4 protein-coding genes are annotated in these 1,921 nt (G+C 47.7%); 2 read left to right on the forward strand and 2 right to left on the reverse strand.

The features are described 5' to 3' along the window. On the forward strand, nt 1-202 hold a 202-nt coding region (locus Q0338_RS03520; protein ID WP_298085555.1), incomplete at its 5' end, for a hypothetical protein. A 415-nt stretch (nt 203-617) separates the two neighbouring features. Further along, nucleotides 618-1,229 carry a TRIC cation channel family protein gene (locus Q0338_RS03525; protein ID WP_298085556.1) on the forward strand — a complete coding sequence of 204 codons (612 nt, stop codon included), beginning with the start codon at nt 618-620 and terminating at the stop codon, nt 1,227-1,229. A 97-nt stretch (nt 1,230-1,326) separates the two neighbouring features. On the opposite strand, the gene acpS is transcribed toward Q0338_RS03525, so the two are convergent. Next, entirely contained in the window at nt 1,327-1,680 is a 354-nt protein-coding gene (acpS, locus tag Q0338_RS03530; protein ID WP_004321390.1) for a holo-ACP synthase, read from the reverse strand. Beyond that, on the reverse strand, nt 1,677-1,921 hold a 245-nt coding region (locus Q0338_RS03535), incomplete at its 5' end, for a flagellar basal body-associated FliL family protein (protein WP_298085557.1). The genes acpS and Q0338_RS03535, both read right to left, overlap by 4 nt.

Here is a 1,921-nt window from a genome sequence, read left to right on the forward strand (position 1 = left end):
CGTGCAAAAGCGGCGACGGGCTAACGGAGTTTCGCGTCGCTTTTGGCGGGAGCGCGCAAATTTAGTCCCGTTTAGCAGGCGGTACGGTTACCCTCAAATTCGGCTAAATTTGATATACGAGCGGGGTGCAGAGCAAGCCCGAGCGGCAGATTTGCGAACGCCTTATCTTAGTCAAAATGCTCTCGCGGACGTCTGGGTATAAATTTACCCATTTGCCAAATTTCTGCCGTCCTGCCCTTTGCGTAAGATGCGCTTAAATTTTAACGGCTTTGGATTTTGACACGAGACGGGCTTGATTTTGCGTAAGCTGACGTTATATTTATCGCTGTCGTCGCAGCGTAAGACTCGCCCGAAAATTTCCGCGCGCCGTAGCTATGAGGACAGCCGTTTTGCCGCATTCGCCAAATCGCGCCGTCTGTGCGCAAATCGGGTTAAATTTATAAGCGCGGATATGGACTGTATCGCCGGCGCCGCGCCGTAAAACGAGTCCAATCTTTGCGCCCGTACGCGCTGGCACTTTTGCCGCTCGTTTGCGCCCGCCGCCATAGTTTTGTTTAAATTTAACTGCTTTTTTATTTTAAAAATGTAAAATCTCGTTTAAAAACTTAAGGTTAAAAATGACTGCGCTCCTCGTCGCCGAATACATCGGCATCGCCTCCGCAGCCACGAGCGGATTTATCTTCGCGGTTAAGCGCGACTGCGACTGGCTGGGTATCTTTATCGCCGCGCTTCTAACCGCGCTTGGAGGCGGATTTATGCGCGACGCTATCGTCTCGCGCCCGCCGTATTCGTTCACGCACTATGCTCCGTGCATTATCGTGATGGTGATGCTCTTTCTCTCGGCGTTTTTGCGCCTACACAAGCGAAGCGATATCGAGAAAAAATTCCTTTTCGTCACCACCGACGCCGTGGATCTGGTGAGCTTTTCTATCGTCGGAGCGATCGTGGCGCTACAGTTTGGCTACAACGTCTTTGGCGTCGTGCTGCTCGCGCTTTGCAACGGCGTGGGCGGAGGCATGATACGCGACGTGCTGTTTAACGAAGTTCCATGGTGTCTCAAAACCGGGCTTTACGCGACGGTTAGCATCGTCGTGGGGCTGATTTATTTTGCTATGGATTATGTAGGATTTACGAGCGTGTTTTGGGTGATGGGGCTTTTTGCGTTTGGCGTCGTGTTTAGGCTTGCGGCGTATTATCTGGGCTGGCATTTACCTACTTTACAAAAGTGAAATTTATCTTGAAGTGTTAAATTTTAAAATTTGACGTATCAAATTTTATATTGAGTATTTGCTGTATAAATTTAGTGACGTAGCTAAATTTGAAAGCTTAATCCGCTCTTTGCAGTATCGCAGCGGCGATAGCAAAGCCGCCGTCGTGACTGATGGTGATTTGCGCGTCTTTTAGATTAAAATTTTTGATGATTTTTTCTGAGAGCTTTACTTTGGGAGCGTTTTTGTCGTCTTTGTAAATTTGAGCGTCAAAGAATGAAAACTCGGCAGAGATCCCGCAGCCAAGAGCTTTGCTGATAGCTTCTTTAGCTGCGAAAAATCCCGCTATCGTAGCGTCCGTTTTTGCGATATTTATCTCGTCGTCGCTCAAAAAATATCTCAAAAAATCCTCGCCTCGCCGCTCTTTAAGCCTTGAGATTCGCGAGATCGCTACGATATCTATGCCGATCATTGCACCACAAAGTCGGTAAAGTAGATGTTTTTTATGTGACCGTCGGCCAAAACCTCGTTTAGGCGGTCGACTATCTCGTCTTTTAGGCGGTTTTTGCCTTTTTGAGTGCTTACCTCTTCGTACGTTTTAGATGAGAGAGTGGATACTATGATGTCCCTAATAAGAGGTTTTTTCTTGTCGATTTCAGGCGTTAACGTCTCGGCGCTAAGCTCTAGATCTACTTTCGTTTTTAGGTATCTCG

The organism is uncultured Campylobacter sp. (assembly GCF_938018145.1).
Lineage (GTDB): Bacteria > Campylobacterota > Campylobacteria > Campylobacterales > Campylobacteraceae > Campylobacter_A.

Coding starts and splice junctions, on each gene's coding strand:
- Q0338_RS03525 (WP_298085556.1), top strand. CDS start 618: ATGACTGCGCTCCTCGTCGCCGAATACATCGGCATCGCCTCCGCAGCC.
- acpS (WP_004321390.1), bottom strand. CDS start 1,680: ATGATCGGCATAGATATCGTAGCGATCTCGCGAATCTCAAGGCTTAAA.